Origin of the sequence: Lysinibacillus sp. GJ-1 (genome assembly GCF_021166035.1) — a bacterium.
Taxonomy (GTDB): Bacteria; Bacillota; Bacilli; order Bacillales_A; family Planococcaceae; genus Lysinibacillus; species Lysinibacillus sphaericus.
In genome coordinates this window covers 3540784-3560603 of the sequence record NZ_CP088912.1, presented here as the reverse complement: position 1 = coordinate 3560603, position 19820 = coordinate 3540784, and the positions used below count along the sequence as shown (strand labels likewise).

Here is a 19820-nt window from a genome sequence, read left to right as displayed (position 1 = left end):
GGCTTACTACAATTGAAATTTCAATGTAGTAAGCCTAAATGATTATTCTGTAGGTGGTTCTGTAGGTGGTGTCGTCTCTCCGTTATTTCCTCCAGTAGAGCCAGAGCCAGAGCCATTGCCACTAGAGCCGGAACCATTGTTACCATTAGAGCCGTTGCCACTAGAGCCAGAGCCATTGCCACTAGAGCCGTTGCCGCCAGAGCCAGAGCCATTGCCGCCAGAGCCAGAGCCATTGCCACTAGAGCCGTTGCCGTTAGAGCCAGAACCATTGCCACCAGAGCCATTATTGCCAGAACCATTGCCGTTATTCCCATTGACTGGTGGAATAGGAACGTCTGGCGTCGTTGGTTGTTCGCCTTTATCCTCTTCTTCTGGTTTTGTCTCACTACCACCTGTTGACGCAACATTTGACTGTGGTGAAGTTAAACCAGTAATATCAACTGCTACAACTACATACGCTTGTCCGCTTGCGACGGTTATACTTTGCGTTGCTTCTAGCACCGAAGTAACTAGTGTGTTACCACCATTTGTTACATTATAAATTCGATAGCCTACCACATCATTAGATGAGCCACTCCAAGATAGTGTATTGCCTGAAATGGATGCTGTTACAGCCGCTGGCGGACTACCATCTGCTGGGAAGTCGACAGCTGATACAGATGAATTTGATAGTGATGAATTTTTAGGAAGTAGGCTTGCAGGGTTCCCACCCAGTCTACCTAACATCCGTTTAATAAAGGCTTGGTTAATACCAGCGCCACTAGATTTTACAAATTCTGCTGGTGTGTTTGGATGTGCATTATACGTTTTACCTTTAATTGTTACGACGCTTGATGAAGCGAGGCTATCATCAGGTCGTGACGGTAAAAATACTTTCGCGTTAAATAAATCTGAGCGTACCAATCCTGCATTTGCACAAGCGGCAGAAGGTGCTAGACCAGAAATACCACAGAATGAAGCAGTCACAACATTTTTTGGTGCCTTAAAGTTTGAAGGAGCATCAATTAATTTAGGATCTACATCATACATGGAATTCATTAAAGTACCCCATAGCTTGTTAATACGTACACTTGGTTGTAAATACGTATTATTAAAGGCATTAAGTGAGCGTTGTTTATCGTAGCCCATCCATACACCAAGTGAAACATTTGGATTATAGCCTACTAACCAGACATCGTTATATTTTTGGGAAGTACCTGTTTTAGCTGCAAAATCAGAAGAGAATTTTAATGTATTTTTTGCAACTGTACCTGTTCCTTTTGTTAAAACATCTCGTAACATATCCGTTACGATATAAGAAGTCTCAGGGCTAAACACTTGTACAGGTTCAACTTTATGTTGGTAAATAAGATTTCCATCTTGGTCTTCGATTTTTTCAATCATATAAGCATCGATAAATTGACCGCCGTTTGCAAAAGTTGCAAACGCATTTGTATTTTCTTCAACAGTTGTACCTATTTGTAAAGCACCAATCCCTGTTGAAGGATTTGTATAGTCTTCAGGTTTTAATTGTGAGAAGTCCATTTTTGCTAAAAATTCAGCAGGACGTCTATTTAAAATATCATAGTATAAGCGTAGCGCTGAAATGTTTGTTGAGTCAGCTAACGCTTCACGTGCTGGAATAAGACCACGCTCATCGTTCGTCAAATAGTTCGTTGGACTCCAATCGCCAATAGAGAACTTGACGTCAACTAATGGACTTCCTGCACCAATTACGCCATATTCAATGGCTGGGGCATAGACAAGTAATGGTTTCATAGTTGAACCGTTCGAGCGGTAAGCTTTAGTAGCGTGGTTTAATTGATTTATTTTAAAATCACGACCACCTAGGAAGCTTAAAATTCGACCTGTGCTATTTTCGATTAAAATACTACCAACTTGAACAGGCATTTGCACATCGATTTCCTCACCTGTTACAGGATCTTTGCCTTTACCCGTATATGTCTGACCGTAGTATTTAAAATTATCGGCTGCTTTTTGCATAGCATCAAACATATCCTTGTTGATAGTGGAATAAATACGATAACCTTTTGAACGAATGTCTCGGTCTGCCAAAATCGAATATTTTTCTTGTAATTTTTCTTCCGTTTTTAAACGTTCTGAATCAATACCATCTTCATTGGCTAGTTTTTCAGCAATAATTTCTTTTGCTCGTTCCTCTAGCTCAAACGTTAACCATGGATAACGATCCTCTGGACGTGCTTCTGGTGTACGGAAGTCTGCTGTAATGTCATATGCGAGCGCATCTTCATACTGTTTTTCATTAATGTAGCCAGCTTCATTCATGCGGTAGAGCACCGTTTTCATACGATCGATGCCTAATTTTAATGCTTCTTCACTTTTTAGCACACCTGTATTTGTAAATGGTGTGTAAGTATACGGTGCCTGAGGAATACCAGCTATGTAAGCGGCTTGAGGAAGCGTTAAATCCTTTGCTTTCACATTAAAAATACCTTCAGCTGCTGTTTCAATACCTGCGATATTACGCCCTGTTGCATTTCGACCATAAGGAATAATATTTAAGTATGCCTCTAATATTTCTTCCTTTGTCATAAAGTGCTCTAAGCGCATGGCAAGTAGCAGTTCCTTCGCTTTTCGCTCATAGGAAACTTCATTTGTTAACACTTGGTTTTTAATAAGTTGCTGTGTTAATGTAGAGCCACCTGTCTGTGTGGCAGAGTTTGTAACGTCTTGCAGCAATCCTCGAATAACAGCTTTTGGAACAATTCCATTATGTTCACGGAAATATTCATCTTCCGTTGCGAGTACTGCATTAATTAAGTCAGGGGCTACTGCGCTAAGAGACGTTTCACGACGTTCTAAATCTGTACGCAATTTTCCCATATAAATATCGTTGGCAAAATAAATTTCACTTGTTTCCTCATAGTTGAAGATAAGGTTTCGTAACTCTTCTTTCGAACGTAAAGGTTCTTCTTGTACAAGTGAGGCAAAATAGCCGGCGCCAACAGAACCAACAAATACAGTGCCTACCAATGCAAAGACTAAAAATAGTAAAAATAAGTTCCAGACGACGCTGCCTGAAATACGTAATGTCTTCATCCATTTTTGTTCGAGAAATGCATCGATCTTTACATTGATTTTCTCAATCCAATCCTTCAAGGTATCGACCTCCTAAAATCTTGTTTATTATAGCATATAATGAATTGTCTCGAACATAGTTATTGACATTGAAAGAGAATCGTATAGAATAATGCTTATAGTTTTCTAGTGATGAAGAGTTTGCAGTAGTATCTATATTCCCTGTTTAGAGAGCCAGCGGTTGGTGAAAGCTGGTCATAATGTAGAGACGAATTACGTACTTGGAGCTTAGACGTGCGCGCCTGCGATAAAGGCGGCTGAATGAAGAGGAAGATGGATGACATCTTCAAGCTGGGTGGTACCGCGTTAGTTATTAACGTCCCTGCATGCAATTTGTTGCGTGTAGGGACTTTTTTGTTTCTACACGCTAAAAGATGACAATTTAGGAGGAAGAAACAATGACAAACGAATTATTACAAGATTTAGAATGGCGTGGATTGTTGTACCAACAAACGGATGCTGAAGGTATGGCAAAACTTCTAGCAGAACAGTCTGTTTCTCTATACTGTGGGGTAGACCCAACCGCTGACTCAATGCACATCGGTCACATCGTCCCTTTATTAACGCTTCGTCGCTTCCAAAAAGCTGGCCACCGTCCAATTTTACTTGTTGGTGGAGCAACAGGAATGATCGGGGACCCTTCTGGACGCTCTGAAGAACGTCAGCTTCAAACAGTGGAGCAAATTGACAAAAACGTGCAAGCCATTCGTGGACAATTAGAGCGTATATTTGAATTTGCACAAGATGGAAATGGCGCGCAACTTGTTAATAACCGTGATTGGATTGGGGATATTAGTACAATTGAATTTTTACGTGATTACGGGAAATTAATCAATGTTAATTACATGTTAGCAAAAGATACAATTGCTTCACGTCTTGATACAGGTATCTCATTTACGGAATTTGCTTATACATTAATTCAAGGTATTGATTACAATCACTTGTACAACAATTACAATTGTCGCATTCAAGTGGGTGGCTCTGATCAGTGGGGCAATATTACAACTGGTTTAGAAGTTATTCGTAAAACACATGAAGAAGAAACAAAAGCATTTGGTATTACAATTCCGTTAGTAACAAAAGCGGATGGTACGAAATTCGGTAAAACAGCTGGTGGTGCTGTATGGTTAGATAGCAAAAAAACATCTCCGTACGAATTCTACCAATTCTGGATTAATGCTGCGGATGCGGATGTTATTAAATACTTAAAAATCTTTACGTTCTTAACACGTGAAGAGATTGAAGCATTAGCTGTGTCTGTGGAAGAGGAACCTCATTTACGTAAGGCACAAAAAGCTTTAGCGGAGGAAATGACACGCTTAATCCATGGTCAGGAAGCGCTAGACCAAGCTATTCGCATTACGGCTGCATTATTCTCTGGCGATTTAAAAGCACTTTCAGCACAGGAAATGAAGGATGCATTTAAAGATGTTCCTTCTATTGAAATGGCTAAAGAGGCAAAAAATATCGTAGATTTACTTGTGGAAGCAGGGATTTCATCTTCAAAACGTCAAGCTCGTGAAGATGTGACAAACGGTGCCATTAGCATAAACGGTGAAAAAATCACAGATTTAGAATACAACGTCGATGCAAAAGACCGTTTAGAAGATGCCTTTAGCATTGTACGTCGCGGCAAGAAAAAATACCATATGGTCAAATTTGTTTAGGTGTCAGGCACTCAAACAATTTTCACACAATTCAACCTCCCTTCGAATGGATCACTTCGAGGGAGGTTTTTGTTTTAACATTGTAAGAAATTAGGTAGAGTGATTTGCTGATAGCTTTCAGGGTGTAGCAGTTGAGCAAGTTTAAGTGCACCTTCCACTAATCGAGGGGATGGACGGCAATACAACCATTCCTCCATTACGTACACCTGTTGCATTTGAACCGCTTGTAGCTCATTAGCACCTGGTCGCTTTAATAAATGAGCTGGTTTAATTCGCTCATAGGCAACACCTACCCACGCCATCAGTATATAATCTGGATTACGTCGAACAATTTCTTCCCACTCTGTTTGGACATTCGCTAACTCGAAATCGTGAAATAAATTTTGGCCTCCAGCAAGTTTGCTAATTTCGGTTAACCAATTAACTTGACCAGGTGTGAAAATAGGATTTGGCCACCATTCCCAATATAAAGTAGGGTGAGTGGAAACCGTTTGTGCCACCGCTTGAAGCTGGGCAATAAATTGTAAATATTCCGTTGCAACTTTTTGGGCGTGCTCCGTTACGCCACAAGCAGCACCTAGTGTTAGAAGATCTTGCGCAATTTCGTTTAACGAGTTGGCATTAAAAACAATGTGGGGAATGTTCCTTTCCTGTAATGCCTCTATATTTTTTTCCATGCCTGGTACACTTAATGAGGCAAGTACTAAGTCGGGCTGCAATGCTTCTAATGCATCCATATCAATTGATAAATCGGGACCAAGCTTTGGTAATGCCTGCACAGATGAAGGCCAATCTGAAAAATCATCAACACCTACAAGTTGATGGGTCAATCCTAAGTAAGCAACAAGCTCTGTGTTGCTTGGACAAATGGAAATTAAACGCATATGTTTCCCCCATATCTTTTTAAGAAAAGTATAGCTGTCACTAGGCACACATACAACAGGGGAATGTTTTTTGTTCCACAGAAAAAGGCATGCCTCAAGGAGACACGCCATTGTTATTAATATTTTAAGACAGTGCAACCGCTTCAAGTGACTCTGTTGGTTTTCCTACAGGTCCCATTGCAGCAGTAATAATTTGTTTAATGTCCTCTAATGTTGCTTTACGAGGATTCGTTGCTGCACAAACGTCTAGCATTGCATTTTTAGCTAAAATTTCAATATCTTCATCCTTCGCACCTAACGCATGGAAGCCACTTGGGATATTTAAATCTTTTGATAATTTTTCAATGGCAGTAATTGCTTTTTCAGCAGCATCACGTTTGCTAATCCCTTCAACATTTTCACCTAATAACTCAGCGATTCGAGCAAACCGCTCAGTACGTGCTGTTAAGTTGAAGCGGCAAACATGTGGCAGTAAAATCGCATTACATACACCGTGTGGTAAGTTGTAGAAGCCACCTAATTGATGAGCAATCGCATGTACATAGCCAAGTGAAGCATTATTAAATGCCATACCCGCTAAAAATTGTGCATACACCATTTGCTCACGTGCTTCTAAATCAGCACCGTTTGCGTAGGCACGAGGTAAAAATTCAGGAACTAGCTGAAGTACTTTTTCTGCACATGCATCAGTAATTGGTGTTGCATTAGTCGATACAAACGATTCGATTGCATGTGTTAATGCATCTACACCAGTTGCAGCTGTTAGAGCTGGAGGTAAGCCAATCATTAACTCTGGGTCATTAATCGATACAAGTGGTGTCACATGTTTGTCAACAATCGCCATTTTTACTTTCCGAGCTGTATCTGTGATGATTGTAAAACGTGTCATTTCGCTTGCTGTACCAGCAGTTGTATTAATCGCGATTAATGGCACCAGTGGGTTTTCTGATTTGTCAACGCCTTCATAATCATGAATGCGTCCACCATTCGAAGCAATAAGTCCGATACCTTTTGCTGCATCATGTGCACTACCGCCTCCAAGCGATACGATAGAATCACAGTTTTCGGCATGATAAACAGCAATTCCATCTTCAATGTTTTGATCTGTTGGATTTGGTTCTGCTTTAGGGAAAATTGCAACATCAATTCCAGCTGCTGTGATGATGTTAGCAATTTGTTCTGAGAGACCTAACTTGTGTAAGCCCTCATCTGTTACGATTAATGTCTTCTTCACTTCTAAATCATTTAAGCGCTTACCAACTTCTTGAATTGCTCCAGGTCCAAATAAGTTTGTTTTTGGCATTACAAATTGCTTTAGAACGTCTGACATATTTCCAACCCCTTTGAAATAATTGTTATTGCTTGAATGATGGCGAACCACCTTCCGAAATCCATATTATTCTATTTTTTTTGAAAGTTCAATACGTATTTTTATTAAAATTGTTAATTTTACCACTGTTATTATTTCACAAAAAAGTAAGTTTGGAATTGAGATAGTAAAAGATAATAAGGAGTAGGAAGGTTGATTTAAATATGTTTTAAGAAATGCTATCGTATAAAAATAAAATATATTTTTTGGTATTTTGTTCTATTTTACACCTTGCTTGAATAGTAAATAACTGATATTTGATTGTTAATATATTAATAGTGTTTACGTTGTTTGGTATGGGAATAATTGTTATTTTAATGTACGGAAAAATAAGTGCTTTTTATTTAATGTAATATTTAGGATGGAACAGTAAGTAAATCTCGGTGCCAGGCACGCAAACAATTCTGATAATTCACTTCAATTTATGAAAAAACATTGAGTGGGTTGTGGGGAAGAAAGTCGCAAGTGAGAGAAATCTGACTTGCGGCTTCTTTGTATTTTTACTGCTAAACGTACATTCGGCAATTATCAGGTACAATGGGGCTTACCGTTGTATCCAGTGCTAGGTACACAAACAAAGTAATAGTTTTATAAAAACGCTGATGCGGCAACACTTATGCTATTACGCAGCTATTTCTATGCACATGTTTCGCCAGCTAGTCCCATTGTAGTCCCAACTTGCCCCCAATTAATGTTATTTTGTGCTCGGAATTGCATGAATAGATAAAAATAAGAAAAGCCCTAGAAACCTTTGCAACAAGGTTTCTAGGGCTTTTTGTGTTGCTAAATGCAACGAAGGTTTATTAACGAGAGTAGAACTCTACGATGAATGCTTCGTTGATTTCAGCAGATAGTTCAGAACGCTCTGGAAGGCGAGTGAATGTACCTTCTTTTTTATCTGCATCAAAAGTTAAGTAGTCAGGTACGAAGTTGTTTACTTCGATCGCTTCTGTAACTACAGCAAGGTTTTGAGATTTTTCACGAAGAGAAATCGTTTGACCTGGTTTAACGCTGAATGATGGGATATCAACGCGTTTGCCGTCTACTAAGATATGACCGTGGTTTACTAATTGACGAGCTCCACGACGAGTGCGAGCTAAACCTAAACGGTAAACTAAGTTGTCAAGGCGAGTTTCAAGAAGGATCATGAAGTTTTCACCGTGAACACCTTTCATTTTACCAGCGCGGTCGAATAGAGTACGGAATTGACGTTCGTTCATGCCGTACATGTGACGAAGTTTTTGTTTTTCTTGAAGTTGTAAACCGTATTCTGATAATTTTTTACGTTGGTTCGGGCCGTGTTGACCTGGTGCGTAAGGGCGTTTTTCGATTTCTTTACCAGTACCGCTTAGTGAGATACCAAGACGACGTGATAATTTCCAAGATGGACCTGTATAACGAGACATATTGTTGTCTCCTCCTTTAAATTTGGTTTTTTTGTTGTAAAACAAAAACCAGTAGTACCCATTCTTATACGCATTTTATTTTCATGTATTTTCGCCTATGCAGCCGTTAGGTTACACAATACACCATCTATTTTGCCACTGAGAGTTTTTGTGTAGTAATACTCAGTAAAATTGAGGAATAAAATACAGTAATAAGCTTATACCACTGCTGCGTTTATTTTACACAAACTTCATTGTAACTGCTTAGAGCGTAGACGTCAATTATTAGTATGGCTATTTTTAAAAAGAACTATAGTAGGAATTTCCTTGAGAGGAATTTAACACTAATACGAAATGGTTATTGATGCGGTAGTAAATGTAAAATGTAAAAGTAAGGTAGAATTACATAGTCAAAATGACACAAATTATGTATAATACATTATAAGTTAATAGTAATTGATTTGTACGTTATATAGAAAAGGTGATTTCATGACAGACCATTTACAAACGCTGAAATATATAAAATCTGATGTTTTGAGCATTTGGGTGAGTTCGAATGGAGGACTAGTCAGTTTTAATGAGTATTTTTATTCATTTAAACAGTGTCTAAAGAAGCACTTGAAAATTGAAAATGCGGCTTTTCTTAGTTTTGAAGGGAATAGTTTAATACCTGTAGAAGAATTGGCCTCTTTGACAATTGAAACAAAACTAAATGCTGTGTCATGGCTAATGATAGAAGCTAGCTTTTACCAACAGAAAGTAGTAAAGCTTCCTTATATATTAAAAGAAAAAACAGCCTATAATATGATGACAGATATGGTGCTTTTCCAGACGGAGGGCAAAGAGCCTATGGGTGTGTTACTTGTTGAAGCCACCGATACTTGGACGGACTTTATGACTTCGGATTACGGTGAAGAGTGTGTAGAAACGCTTACAAAAGTTTTACAAATGCTGATTGAAAATCTCGAAGTAAAGTTAAATGAAGACCAATATAGAAAACTTTATAACATGACCGATTTATTTCACTCAACAATGGATATTGATTTGATTTTAGAAAACGTTTTAAAAAATATTCGCGATAATTTTCCAGAATTCAATGTGGAACTTATATTATCTAACGATCAAGATCGCCATACGACTATCGATATAAAACTTTTTGATTATCTGTCTGAAAGACCGGCTACTATCGAAGCTTTTGTATCAGGAGAATTGACTACTGAACTAGCTGGAGACTTGAATTGTCGTTTATTAAACGCCCCTATAAAAGGGAGACAAGCTATTTATGGCATTTTGCAAGTGAGTGCACCAACCACATATCTTTTTTCAGCAACGGAAAAAGACTTTGTGCGCATGTTAGCACAAGCATCTGGAAATGCGCTAGAAAATGCAAAATTATATCATCAATCGCATCGCCTCGTAAGTGACTTACAACTCATCAATGAAACTTCGCATCGATTAAATATGCGCATTGATATTAATGAAATGTTACTTTTCCTACAAAAACAATTAATGAAGTCTTTCCAACCAATGGAAGTTTGTTTCGCTTTTAAAGATCATGCTACCTATGAAGTGACAGATGCTAGCACATCGTTATTTAAATCAGAAGAAGGTAATACTTATATTAGACATGTTGAACAACATTTTGAGCATACAAATGATCCACTCTTTATAGCAGATTTTAGCCGATTAACCCCAAATCAAATAGAATATCGTTCAATTATGGCGATTCCTATCTTAATGGAGGAAAAAATAAATGGCTTTAGTATCGTACTGCACAAAGAGCCCTATTTCTTTTCATTTGATAGCTTTAAGTTAATGCAATCTTTAATCCATCATTCTTCGTTAGCGATTGCCAACTCTATTTTACGCAATCAGCTACAAGAAATGGTTGACCGCGATCATTTAACAAAATTATATGCACGCAGTTATTTAGATCAATATGTAGAAAAATCCCTGAAAAAAGATCAATCAGGTATGTTCTTGCTTATTGATATTGACAATTTTAAACGCATCAATGACACTTACGGCCATCAAACAGGCGATAAAATTCTTGTGCAAATTGCCGTGAAATTAGAAGAAACAATAGGTGCTAGCGGTATTTGTGCTCGCTGGGGTGGAGAAGAAATGTCGGTGTATGTACCAAATGTTGGTGAGCAAGATGCCATTGAGTTAGCTTCAACAATAGTTGAAGTCATTCCGAATGCTACTGACCCTAAAGTAACGATTTCAGCAGGTCTTATAACATGGGATCAATACTATCGACCAGCTTTCCAATCGGTTTTTCTACACGCCGATACAGCTTTATATGAAGCGAAAAACAATGGGAAAAATAGATTTTGTATCCATGATCGGACGTTACAAACAAATGCATAATAGATGGTTTACTATAAAATGCCCCGAAATGATATATTTATAATCCATTTCAGGGCATTTTTTAGTGGCTATAAGATAATATTGCGAAATATTAAATATGAAGAAGTAGTGTTTCTACAAAATGTTCTAAGCCGGTTTGATCTTCTTGTGAAAAGCGATTTTTAATAGGGCTATCAATATCAAGAACGCCAATCACCTTCTCTTGTTGAATAAGCGGAATGACAATTTCTGATTGAGAGGCAGCATCGCATGCAATATGCCCTGGAAATGCATGAACATCTTTTACGACAAGTGTCTCTTTTTTTGTTACAGCTGTTCCACACACACCGCGTCCAATTGGAATTCTCACACAAGCTGGTAAGCCTTGGAATGGTCCTAAAACTAGTTCATCCTCTTGTAAAAGGTAAAAGCCAACCCAGTTAATGTCAGTAAGAAATTGATTAAGCAAGGCAGATGCGTTGCCTAAATTTGCAATGCGATCGGTTTCGCCAGTGAGTAATGCATCTAACTGTTTTGCTAATGTCTTGTATTGATCTGCAATAGATCCTTCGTAATTAATTTGTGTAAACATATGAGCACCTCGTTTAAACGTTATTTGTCTGGAAATAGAGTTTTATAATGCTGATGTAAATCGACAGCAGCATGAGCATCTGAACCGAAAACGATAGGTAAACCAATCGTTTTACTATAATCGATAAAGGCAAATGGTGGATAGGGTTCCTGACAATATGTTTTACTTAAGCCAGCACTATTTAAATCTAACTCATATCCTTTTTGCTGCATAGTAGTTAATACTTCTTGGATGCGGTCAGTGTCATCAACTGGCTGATGATGGGCTAGCTGAAATTTATGAATAAGTGTTGGATGCCCGATGCGCTTAGGTTTGTATTGTCCTAAGTCAGCTTCAATAGATTGTAGGACAGTATCATAATATAAATGATAGAGACGTTCAACAGAACCTACTTTTTGGGCAAAATTTATAAAACTTTCAGCAGAAAAATCAATGCATTCATACGTATTCTGCCATTGTAAAAAATGAACAGATAAAATGGCATCGTCTAAAAAATGTCCATATGTATCAAGAAAATGACGTGTTTCTTGCTCGAAGCCGACAATATAGTCGATCTCTAAACCGATGCGAATGCGAATATCCTGTGCATATTGTTTTTGAAGTCGTTGTAAGTCTTCCAAATAAGGCATTAAAAAATCTGGGCGCATACCACTATCCTGTTCAGGTGTAGGATCTTGGAAATTAGAGGGTAATGGTGCATGTTCTGTAAATGTAATATCGGTAAAGTTTTCAGCAATTGCTTTTTCAATATATTGTGTAAATGAATCAGATGACCCATGTGGGCAATAGGGGCTATGGATGTGCCCGTCTCTTTTCATACATTTTACACTCCTTTAACTATTAAAATGATAAATACATATTTACGCTCTATGTTCAATGACATAGGGGAAGCTGTCAATATGTAGGTCGTGAATACACTTTTCTGAAAATCACTTAAATTTTAGTACAAAAGGCGAAAACATAGTATATAATAAATACAACTAGCCAATTCGTTTATTGTAGAATAGGAGGCTTACGATGGAGTATATCATCATTCCGATTATCCTACTATTAATTTTAGCCATAGTAGGATTAATGATGCGAAGAAAACATACAACAATTATTGCACAACTTGAAAATGAAAAATTACAAATACAAAACAATCCCATAAATGAAGAAATTTCTAAAGTTAAATCTTTAAACATGAATGGCGAAACAGAGGAAATGTTTGAACGGTGGCGTAATAGTTGGGATGAAGTCATCGACGTACATATGACAAAAATTGATTCGCTTTTATTCGATGCTGAAGACCAAATCAATCGCCTTCGTTTTAAAAAAGCAACGTTGATTGAGCGTGAAATAGAAGATTATATTCGTAAGTGTGAAAAAGATAAAGATAAAATCTTAGAAGAACTTAATGAATTAATTGGCAGCGAAGAAAAAAACCGTATTGAAATTGAACAGTTAAAAGAATATTATCGATCAGCACGTAAAACATTGCTTGCACATCAGCACTCATTTGGCGTAGCCCTACCAGCACTTGAACAAAAACTAGAAGTGTTTGTACAAAAATTTGAAGAATTTGATGTACTCACAAGCGAGGGCAATTATTTACAAGCGCGTGAAATAGTAATTAGCTTAAATAATGAATCTCAGCAAACGTTTGAATATATTAATGATGTGCCAACTATTTTAACCGAACTACAAGTAAAATTACCTGGTGCAATTCAAGAATTACGCAATGGTCAGCGTGAAATGGAAGAACAATCTTACTACTTGCATCATTTAGAACTTACAGAGGCTTTGGACAAACTGGAAGAAGAGTTTGCTTCGTTAAAAGAAGAACTAGCAGAGCTGAAATTAACATCTGTGAAACCTCGTGTTGCTGAAATAAATGAAGAAATAGACCGTTTTTATGACTTGCTTGAAAAAGAAGTGATTGCTAAAAACTATGTCGACCAAAATTGTGAGCGCTTATTAGGATCGATTACGAATGTTATTAACTCCACTCGATTAGTAAGTGATGAAGCAACATTTGTCCAACAAAGCTACCACTTGAATGAAAAAGATGCAGAAATTCCAAAAGCGGCGCTAAAACAATTAGAAGCATTACAACGTCGCTATGATTTATTGGCGATGCGTGTGTCAGAGGAAAAATCGGCTTATTCAAGCTTACAAGAGGAATTAATTGAAATTAGTGAAGAACTGGAGCGCATACACGAAGAGCAAGGGCATTTATCGAATACAATGAAAAAACTTCGCATTGATGAAAATAAGGCTCGGACACAAGTGGACAACTTGAAAAAAACGTTACAAGAAACAGATCGTCTGTTAAATAAGGCGAATATTCCAGGTATTCCTGAAGAGATGGATGCGCGATTAGATGAGGCAGCGGAGCATATTTACGTTGTGATGCAAAGTCTACAAGAGGTACCGCTCAATATGGGAACTGTCCATAATAACTTAAATGCAGCGACACTTTGTGTTGAGGATGTTCACGCGAAAGCACATGAATTGATTGAAAACGTCATGCTTATCGAACGTATTATTCAATATGGCAATCGCCACCGTGCAACAAATCCAAAGTTAAATGCTCGTTTAAAAGAAGCAGAAGAGGCATTTCATCAATTCCGGTATGCAAAGGCTTTAGAAGAAGCAGGGACTGCAGTGGAGGAAATGGAGCCAGGTGCTTTGAAACGCATTGAGGCCATTGTTGCCGAAGAAGCGTTCACAAAGTCATAAAAGCTTTATGACAGTAACAAATAGACAATAACAAATGAATTAGCTGCCTAAAAAGTGAAGTGATCTTTTTAGGTAGCTTTTTTTACGACCGTACTCTTTTACTTGAACATTTTACTGGTTGTTTTGGGGATTTTATCCTAAATAAATGTTTTCCAAAATATTTTTCTATGGTGTGAAATCAGCTGAAATTCACAGCATATTCGCAATAAATAAGCGATGCTAAGCGGACCTAAAATGACGAAATTAGAATAATTAGTAGTCAATTGCGACAGATTGCGTTATGATAAATACCGTTAAATCAACGTTTTGAAAGTGTGTGAAAAATAATGAAAGCTAATACAATTTATCTTGATAATAGTGCTACTACAAAGCCTTATCAAGAAGTGATGCAAACATTTATGGCAGTAAATGAGCAATATTATGCAAATCCTGCATCAATCCATGCCATGGGTGTAGAATCAAATGCATTATTAATGCGTGCACGGGAGCAAGTAGCAGATATTTTGAAGACTGAAGCAAAAAATGTGCTATTTACTTCAGGTGGAACCGAATCGAATAATACAGCCATTTTAGGTTTCGCACGCGGTAATACGCATAAAGGAAAACATGTTATAACAACGGAAATTGAGCATCTTTCTGTGTTAGAGTCAGTCAAGCAGCTTGAAAAGGAAGGCTTTGAAATAGAATATTTACGTGTCAATAAACAAGGTGTTATTTCATTGGATGAGCTAAGAGCCAAAATACGGAAAGATACGATATTGGTTAGCATAATGCATGTCAATAATGAAATGGGAGCAATTCAACCTATTTCTGAAGCGGCTGCTATCGTTCATGCAGAAAGTAGAGCGGCATTTCATGTGGATGCAGTCCAAAGCTTTGGAAAACTTCCATTAACGTTTAAAGGTGAAGATGGGACAGATTGTATTACGATTTCTGGACATAAAATCCATGGCTTTAAAGGTTCTGGTGTCTTAGCTTTTCGTAAGCCAATGCAATGGCAACCTTATGCTTTTGGTGGTGGACAGGAATTCGGCTTACGTAGTGGCACAGTGGCTGTACCTCAAGCAGTAGCATTGGCAAAAGCGGCTCGTATGGCAGTCGAAACAATGGATGAACGTTCTGAAAACTACCGTAATTGGCAACAGCAATTACGTGCAGCACTAGCGCATTTTGGTGATATTGTGCATATAATATCTACTCCAGAGTGTGCAGCTCATATTTTATCGTTTAGTGTACGTGATATAAAAGGCGAGGTACTGATCAATGCTTTGCAAAAACATGGCGTGATTGTATCGACTTCGAGTGCTTGTTCTTCCAAACAAACAAAGACAAGCCATGTTGTCGAAGCCTTAAATATTGATGAACATTTTAAAAAAGGTGTTGTTCGTGTTAGTTTTGGTGCACATGTAACATCGGACGATATAACCCAATTAATACAAGTTATTAATACAGTATTGAAGGAACTTAAAGGAGAACTATTATTATGATTTGGAAAGAAATTTTAATTCGATATGGCGAACTATCGACAAAAGGACGTAATAAAATGGACTTTATCCGCCGTTTACGTGAAAATATTCGCTATGCATTTGCAGATTTAGGTCATTTACACATCCGCACAGAACGCGACCGAATGTTTATTGCCATTCAAGATGAAGCACAGATGGATGTTTTATTAGCAGGCTTACCGAAAATTTTTGGAATTCAATCATTTAGCCCAGTTGCTGCATGTGAAAAAGATATGGATGCCATGAAGCGACTTGCGCTTACAATCATGGACACATTTAAAGATCAACAGCTAACATTTAAAGTTGAAGTGAAACGTACAGATAAAACATTCCCATTAGATTCTCACAGCATTCAACGCGAAATTGGTGGGCATGTTTTACCACAATATCAAAACTTATCAGTAAAAGTGAAACATCCAGATGTAGAATTACGAGTGGAAGTACGCCACGATTCAACATATATGATGGCGCAAGTGATACCAGGCGCAGGTGGTATGCCAGTTGGCTCTAACGGCAAATCATTATTAATGCTGTCAGGCGGTATTGATAGTCCTGTTGCTGGGTATTTAATGATGAAACGCGGTGTACGTTTAGAAGCAATTCATTTCTTTAGCCCACCGTATACAAGTCAAAATTCATTGGAAAAAGTAAAAGTACTTGCAAATGAACTAACAAAATTTGGTGCAAGTATTCGCCTGCATGTTATTCCATTTACAGAAATCCAAGTACTTATTAAAGACAGAGTGCCGTCCAATGTGTCAATGACAACAACACGTCGCATGATGTTAAAGGTGGCAGATAAAGTACGTGAGGAAATTAATGCACTGGCCATTGTAACAGGTGAAAGTCTTGGACAAGTAGCAAGTCAGACGCTAGAAAGTTTAACGGCGATTAATGCTGTAACGAATACACCAATTTTACGTCCGCTTATTTCAAATGATAAATTAGAAATTATTGATATTGCAGAAAAAATCGGCACATATGAAACGTCAATTCAGCCATTTGAGGATTGCTGTACAATTTTCACCCCAGCTAGTCCGAAAACAAAGCCAAAGCTTGAAAAAGTAGAGCATTATGAAAGCTTTTCTGATTTTGATGAACTAATCGAACGTGCTGTGATAAACCGTGAAGTGTACATTTTCCCGAAAAAAGAACAGCCTAAAGATAAATTTGCAGATCTTTTATAAAAAATTTACGGATTTAAACTAAAAAGAATGTTCTTTTCTTATAAAGACCAATAACGACATTATAATAAGAAGGAAACCGTCTCAAATTTGTAATTTGGGACGGTTTTTTTATATTTTCTAGTCTTTTTCCTTTAGAGTTACATTTTACCTTTAAAATTTTCGTATTAAAAATCGAATATCGCACATTCTATATTCACAAGGAGGTGAGAGACATGACAAACAACAACAGTTCAAACAAGCTTGCAGTACCTGGAGTACAACAAGCGCTTGATCAAATGAAATACGAAATTGCACAAGAATTTGGTGTTCAATTAGGAGCTGACGCTTCAGCTCGTGCTAACGGTTCCGTTGGTGGTGAAATCACTAAACGTCTTGTACAAATGGCAGAATCTCAATTAAAAGGTATGCCAAAACAATAATTGCAAAAAAGCATTTATTGAACTTAAAACCAGTGACCGTAAAAGGCACTGGTTTTAGTTTGTTTATTTTTACTTTTTTTATGACTAGCGTAACTCGAATTATTCAATCAATACGATTTAAAGGTCTCAACGGTTTGGTGAATATTATGACTTTCACAAATTGCGGAAATAACTGCTACACCGTCTGCACCAGCTTTTAATACAGTTTCTGCATTCTGACAGTTAATGCCACCAATTGCTACAATCGGCAACTCGGGATAATGACGGCGTGCTTGTTGTAAAAATTCAGTACCACTTGGCGCTTTGGCATCGTTTTTAGAAGTGGTGGCAAATATGGGACCAATCCCTACATAATCTGCGCCATTTTCTATGGCGATTTGTAATTCATCCGCTGTATGAACCGAAACACCAAGTATTATTTCCTCACCAATTTTTTCTCTTACTAGTGAGATGGGACAATCATCTTGTCCAATATGAATACCGTCTGCCTTGAGCTTTAAGGCAAGCTCAATATCATCATTTACGATAAATGGAACATTGTAGTGATGACATCGTTTTTGGCATTGACGGGCAAAATGTTCATAATGTTCATCAGTTAGTGCATCTGTTCCTTTTTCTCGAAATTGGAACATCGTAATACCAGCTTGCAATGCTTCTTCTAGTATTGCTAATGGTTGTTTGATTTTGGCATTCGCTGTACCCATTATAAAATAGAGCTGCAAATCACTGCGTTTCACCTATGGTCACCTCGCAACTTTCTTTAAATTTTTGGTAAGCAAAATGATTTGTTGGTCCATTACCATGACCAATCGATAAGTTATGAGTAATTGCTAGTTGAATGAATTTCTTAGCCTCAATAATGGCTTGCTCTATCGGCATTTGACGGCCAATAAAAGCTGTTAATGCGGCAGAAAATGTACACCCTGTACCGTGTGTATTTTTGGTCGCAATTCGATTAGATTGCATTGAGAATGATTTGCCATTTTTAAAAAATACATAATCTACAGCAAAATCTTTGTTCGCTAGATGGCCACCTTTGATAATCACGCATTGAACACCTAGCTGTAGTAACGAATGCGCCGCAAGTCGAATGTCAGACACGGTTTCGATTTTTCTTGCAGCTAATGTTTCAGCTTCTGGAATATTTGGCGTTACAATCGTGGCAAGTGGTAATAAATTGTTTCTTAATGCCTCCACAGCTTCTTGTTGTAATAAAGTTTCACCGCCCTTTGCAATCATGACAGGATCAACAATAAGAGGGATGGTTAAATTCGTCATAGCTAGCGCAATTGTACGAATAATATCAGAGGAAAAAAGCATGCCAGTCTTAATGGCGCTAATTGGAAAATCCTCTAAGAGAGCATGAAATTGTTTATTTATAAAGGCTTTTTCAATGGGTAGCACATCCATGACACCTTGTGTGTTTTGGGCAGTTAAAGCTGTAATTACGGACGTTCCGAATACATCTAATTCTTGAAATGTTTTTAAATCTGCTTGGATACCTGCACCGCCACCGCTATCAGAGCCCGCTATTGTTGTAACAATGTGCATCAAATATCACCGTCCTTCGATAAACGATGCAATTCGTTTAAGACTGCTACAGCAAAATCACCATTGTATTGAGCAGCCGAATGAGCATGTTCAGCAATTTTTTTATAGCTCGTTAATGTTTCGCATAATTGAGAAAAAGGCTCATTGCCCGCCATATATGCAGCACAACAAATTGCGCTTAATAAACAGCCAGTACCTGTCACTTCTGTCATTCGAGTATGACCACCAGCAATCCATTGCGCAAGGTTCCCATCGGTTATAAAATCTTTTTCACCAGTTACAATCACGATGCAATTAAATTTTTTTGCTATTTCTTTTGCTTTATCCTCAACAGACATGGAACCAGTACCACTATCAACACCTTTTTGTTGCCATTGTACATTAGCAATCGCGGCAAGTTCGCCAACATTACAGCGGATAACAGCAAAATGAATCGAATCTAATAACTGTAGTACCGTTTGTTTGCGGTATGCTGTAGCGCCAGCAGCTACTGGGTCCAAAATTACTGGTATACCAAGGGCATTCGCTTTTTTTCCTGCAAGTAACATAGACTCTTTTGTTCGTGTAGTAAGCGTTCCGATATTGACTAATAACGCTGATGCGATGGATACCATTTCTTCGACTTCCTGCGGATCATCCGCCATTACCGGTGATGCACCAATTGCTAGTAAGCCATTTGCTTGAAAATTTGCCACTACATAATTGGTTATGCAGTGAATCAACGGTTGTTTTTTACGAATCGTTTGAAAAACCATTGTAGTCCTCCTCTTTTGGTGGACGTAAGCATGCAAAAAAAGCTCTTTTTTATTCGGGCACAAGGCACACGTAAAAAGAGCTTTTCATCAATAATAAGATGTGTATTGCTCCCTACGTCAGTATTAACTAACAGGTTCAAAGGGTCAGGTTTTACCTTCTCAACTCACAAGAGTCCCCCTGCAATCATGAAAATTTTAGTTGACCAAAATGTAACATACCTTTTCATAGTATTCAATAGCATTTTATCATTATTTGGAAAGCAGTGACTGATGCCATATACTAGACCATGATAATTGTCATGACTTTTTTAAAATAGGGTCCTTCCATTGAAAA

General features: G+C 37.8%; 15 protein-coding genes, 1 riboswitch and 1 other annotated feature. Of the genes, 6 read left to right on the top strand and 9 right to left on the bottom strand.

Features of this window, described 5'->3' with window-relative positions:
- Positions 1 to 42 precede the first annotated feature (42 nt).
- Complete coding sequence (locus tag LO754_RS17590; RefSeq protein WP_231784920.1) at positions 43 to 3120, bottom strand: transglycosylase domain-containing protein; 3078 nt, start codon at positions 3118 to 3120, stop codon at positions 43 to 45.
- A gap of 102 nt (positions 3121 to 3222) precedes the next feature.
- Positions 3223 to 3426, top strand: a binding site (T-box leader).
- A gap of 71 nt (positions 3427 to 3497) precedes the next feature.
- Between LO754_RS17590 and tyrS the strand changes: the two genes are divergently transcribed.
- A complete protein-coding gene (gene tyrS, locus LO754_RS17585; RefSeq protein WP_025220319.1) occupies positions 3498 to 4766 on the top strand; it encodes a tyrosine--tRNA ligase in 1269 nt (422 codons plus the stop codon).
- A 74-nt stretch (positions 4767 to 4840) separates the two neighbouring features.
- Here the strand turns inward: tyrS and LO754_RS17580 are convergent, their stop codons facing one another.
- The 3 genes from LO754_RS17580 to rpsD form a co-directional block, all read right to left on the bottom strand.
- Positions 4841 to 5650 (bottom strand): cobalamin-binding protein, encoded by an 810-nt coding sequence (locus tag LO754_RS17580; RefSeq protein ID WP_108029968.1) that lies wholly within the window; start codon positions 5648 to 5650, stop codon positions 4841 to 4843.
- A 124-nt stretch (positions 5651 to 5774) separates the two neighbouring features.
- Complete coding sequence (locus tag LO754_RS17575) at positions 5775 to 6980, bottom strand: iron-containing alcohol dehydrogenase (protein WP_231784919.1); 1206 nt, start codon at positions 6978 to 6980, stop codon at positions 5775 to 5777.
- Positions 6981 to 7822: 842 nt separating this feature from the next.
- On the bottom strand, positions 7823 to 8425 hold the full coding sequence (rpsD, locus tag LO754_RS17570) for a 30S ribosomal protein S4 (protein WP_024363774.1): 603 nt from the start codon (positions 8423 to 8425) through the stop codon (positions 7823 to 7825).
- Between the two features lie 468 nt (positions 8426 to 8893).
- Between rpsD and LO754_RS17565 the strand changes: the two genes are divergently transcribed.
- The gene (locus LO754_RS17565) at positions 8894 to 10777 is read left to right on the top strand and encodes a GGDEF domain-containing protein (RefSeq protein WP_231784918.1); all 1884 of its coding nucleotides are present in this window, start codon (positions 8894 to 8896) and stop codon (positions 10775 to 10777) included.
- Positions 10778 to 10868: 91 nt separating this feature from the next.
- On the opposite strand, the gene LO754_RS17560 is transcribed toward LO754_RS17565, so the two are convergent.
- The gene (locus LO754_RS17560) at positions 10869 to 11348 is read right to left on the bottom strand and encodes a GAF domain-containing protein (RefSeq protein ID WP_024363776.1); all 480 of its coding nucleotides are present in this window, start codon (positions 11346 to 11348) and stop codon (positions 10869 to 10871) included.
- 20 nt (positions 11349 to 11368) lie between these two features.
- Positions 11369 to 12166: a histidinol-phosphatase HisJ gene (gene hisJ / locus LO754_RS17555; protein ID WP_024363777.1), complete on the bottom strand. Its 798-nt coding sequence runs from the start codon at positions 12164 to 12166 to the stop codon at positions 11369 to 11371.
- A 199-nt stretch (positions 12167 to 12365) separates the two neighbouring features.
- Between hisJ and ezrA the strand changes: the two genes are divergently transcribed.
- The 4 genes from ezrA to LO754_RS17535 all read left to right on the top strand — a co-directional run bounded on the left by ezrA (position 12366) and on the right by LO754_RS17535 (position 17180).
- Positions 12366 to 14069, top strand: coding sequence for a septation ring formation regulator EzrA (ezrA, locus tag LO754_RS17550; protein WP_024363778.1), 1704 nt, complete (start codon positions 12366 to 12368; stop codon positions 14067 to 14069).
- Between the two features lie 326 nt (positions 14070 to 14395).
- Positions 14396 to 15556, top strand: coding sequence for a cysteine desulfurase family protein (locus tag LO754_RS17545; RefSeq protein ID WP_231784917.1), 1161 nt, complete (start codon positions 14396 to 14398; stop codon positions 15554 to 15556).
- Positions 15553 to 16761: a tRNA uracil 4-sulfurtransferase ThiI gene (gene thiI, locus LO754_RS17540; RefSeq protein ID WP_231784916.1), complete on the top strand. Its 1209-nt coding sequence runs from the start codon at positions 15553 to 15555 to the stop codon at positions 16759 to 16761. Before LO754_RS17545 ends, thiI begins: the two co-directional genes overlap by 4 nt.
- Positions 16762 to 16973: 212 nt before the next feature.
- Entirely contained in the window at positions 16974 to 17180 is a 207-nt protein-coding gene (locus tag LO754_RS17535) for an alpha/beta-type small acid-soluble spore protein (protein ID WP_024363781.1), read from the top strand.
- Positions 17181 to 17287: 107 nt separating this feature from the next.
- On the opposite strand, the gene thiE is transcribed toward LO754_RS17535, so the two are convergent.
- From thiE to thiM, 3 genes are read right to left on the bottom strand one after another with little or no spacing between them, the layout of a single operon-like run.
- Positions 17288 to 17917 (bottom strand): thiamine phosphate synthase, encoded by a 630-nt coding sequence (gene thiE, locus LO754_RS17530; RefSeq protein ID WP_255702584.1) that lies wholly within the window; start codon positions 17915 to 17917, stop codon positions 17288 to 17290.
- Positions 17904 to 18731, bottom strand: coding sequence for a bifunctional hydroxymethylpyrimidine kinase/phosphomethylpyrimidine kinase (gene thiD, locus LO754_RS17525; RefSeq protein WP_231786351.1), 828 nt, complete (start codon positions 18729 to 18731; stop codon positions 17904 to 17906). The genes thiE and thiD overlap by 14 nt, the downstream gene beginning before the upstream one ends.
- Positions 18731 to 19486 carry a hydroxyethylthiazole kinase gene (gene thiM, locus LO754_RS17520; RefSeq protein WP_231784915.1) on the bottom strand — a complete coding sequence of 252 codons (756 nt, stop codon included), beginning with the start codon at positions 19484 to 19486 and terminating at the stop codon, positions 18731 to 18733. The genes thiD and thiM overlap by 1 nt, the downstream gene beginning before the upstream one ends.
- A gap of 92 nt (positions 19487 to 19578) precedes the next feature.
- A riboswitch (TPP riboswitch) is annotated at positions 19579 to 19676 on the bottom strand.
- Between the last annotated feature and the right edge of the window lie 144 nt (positions 19677 to 19820).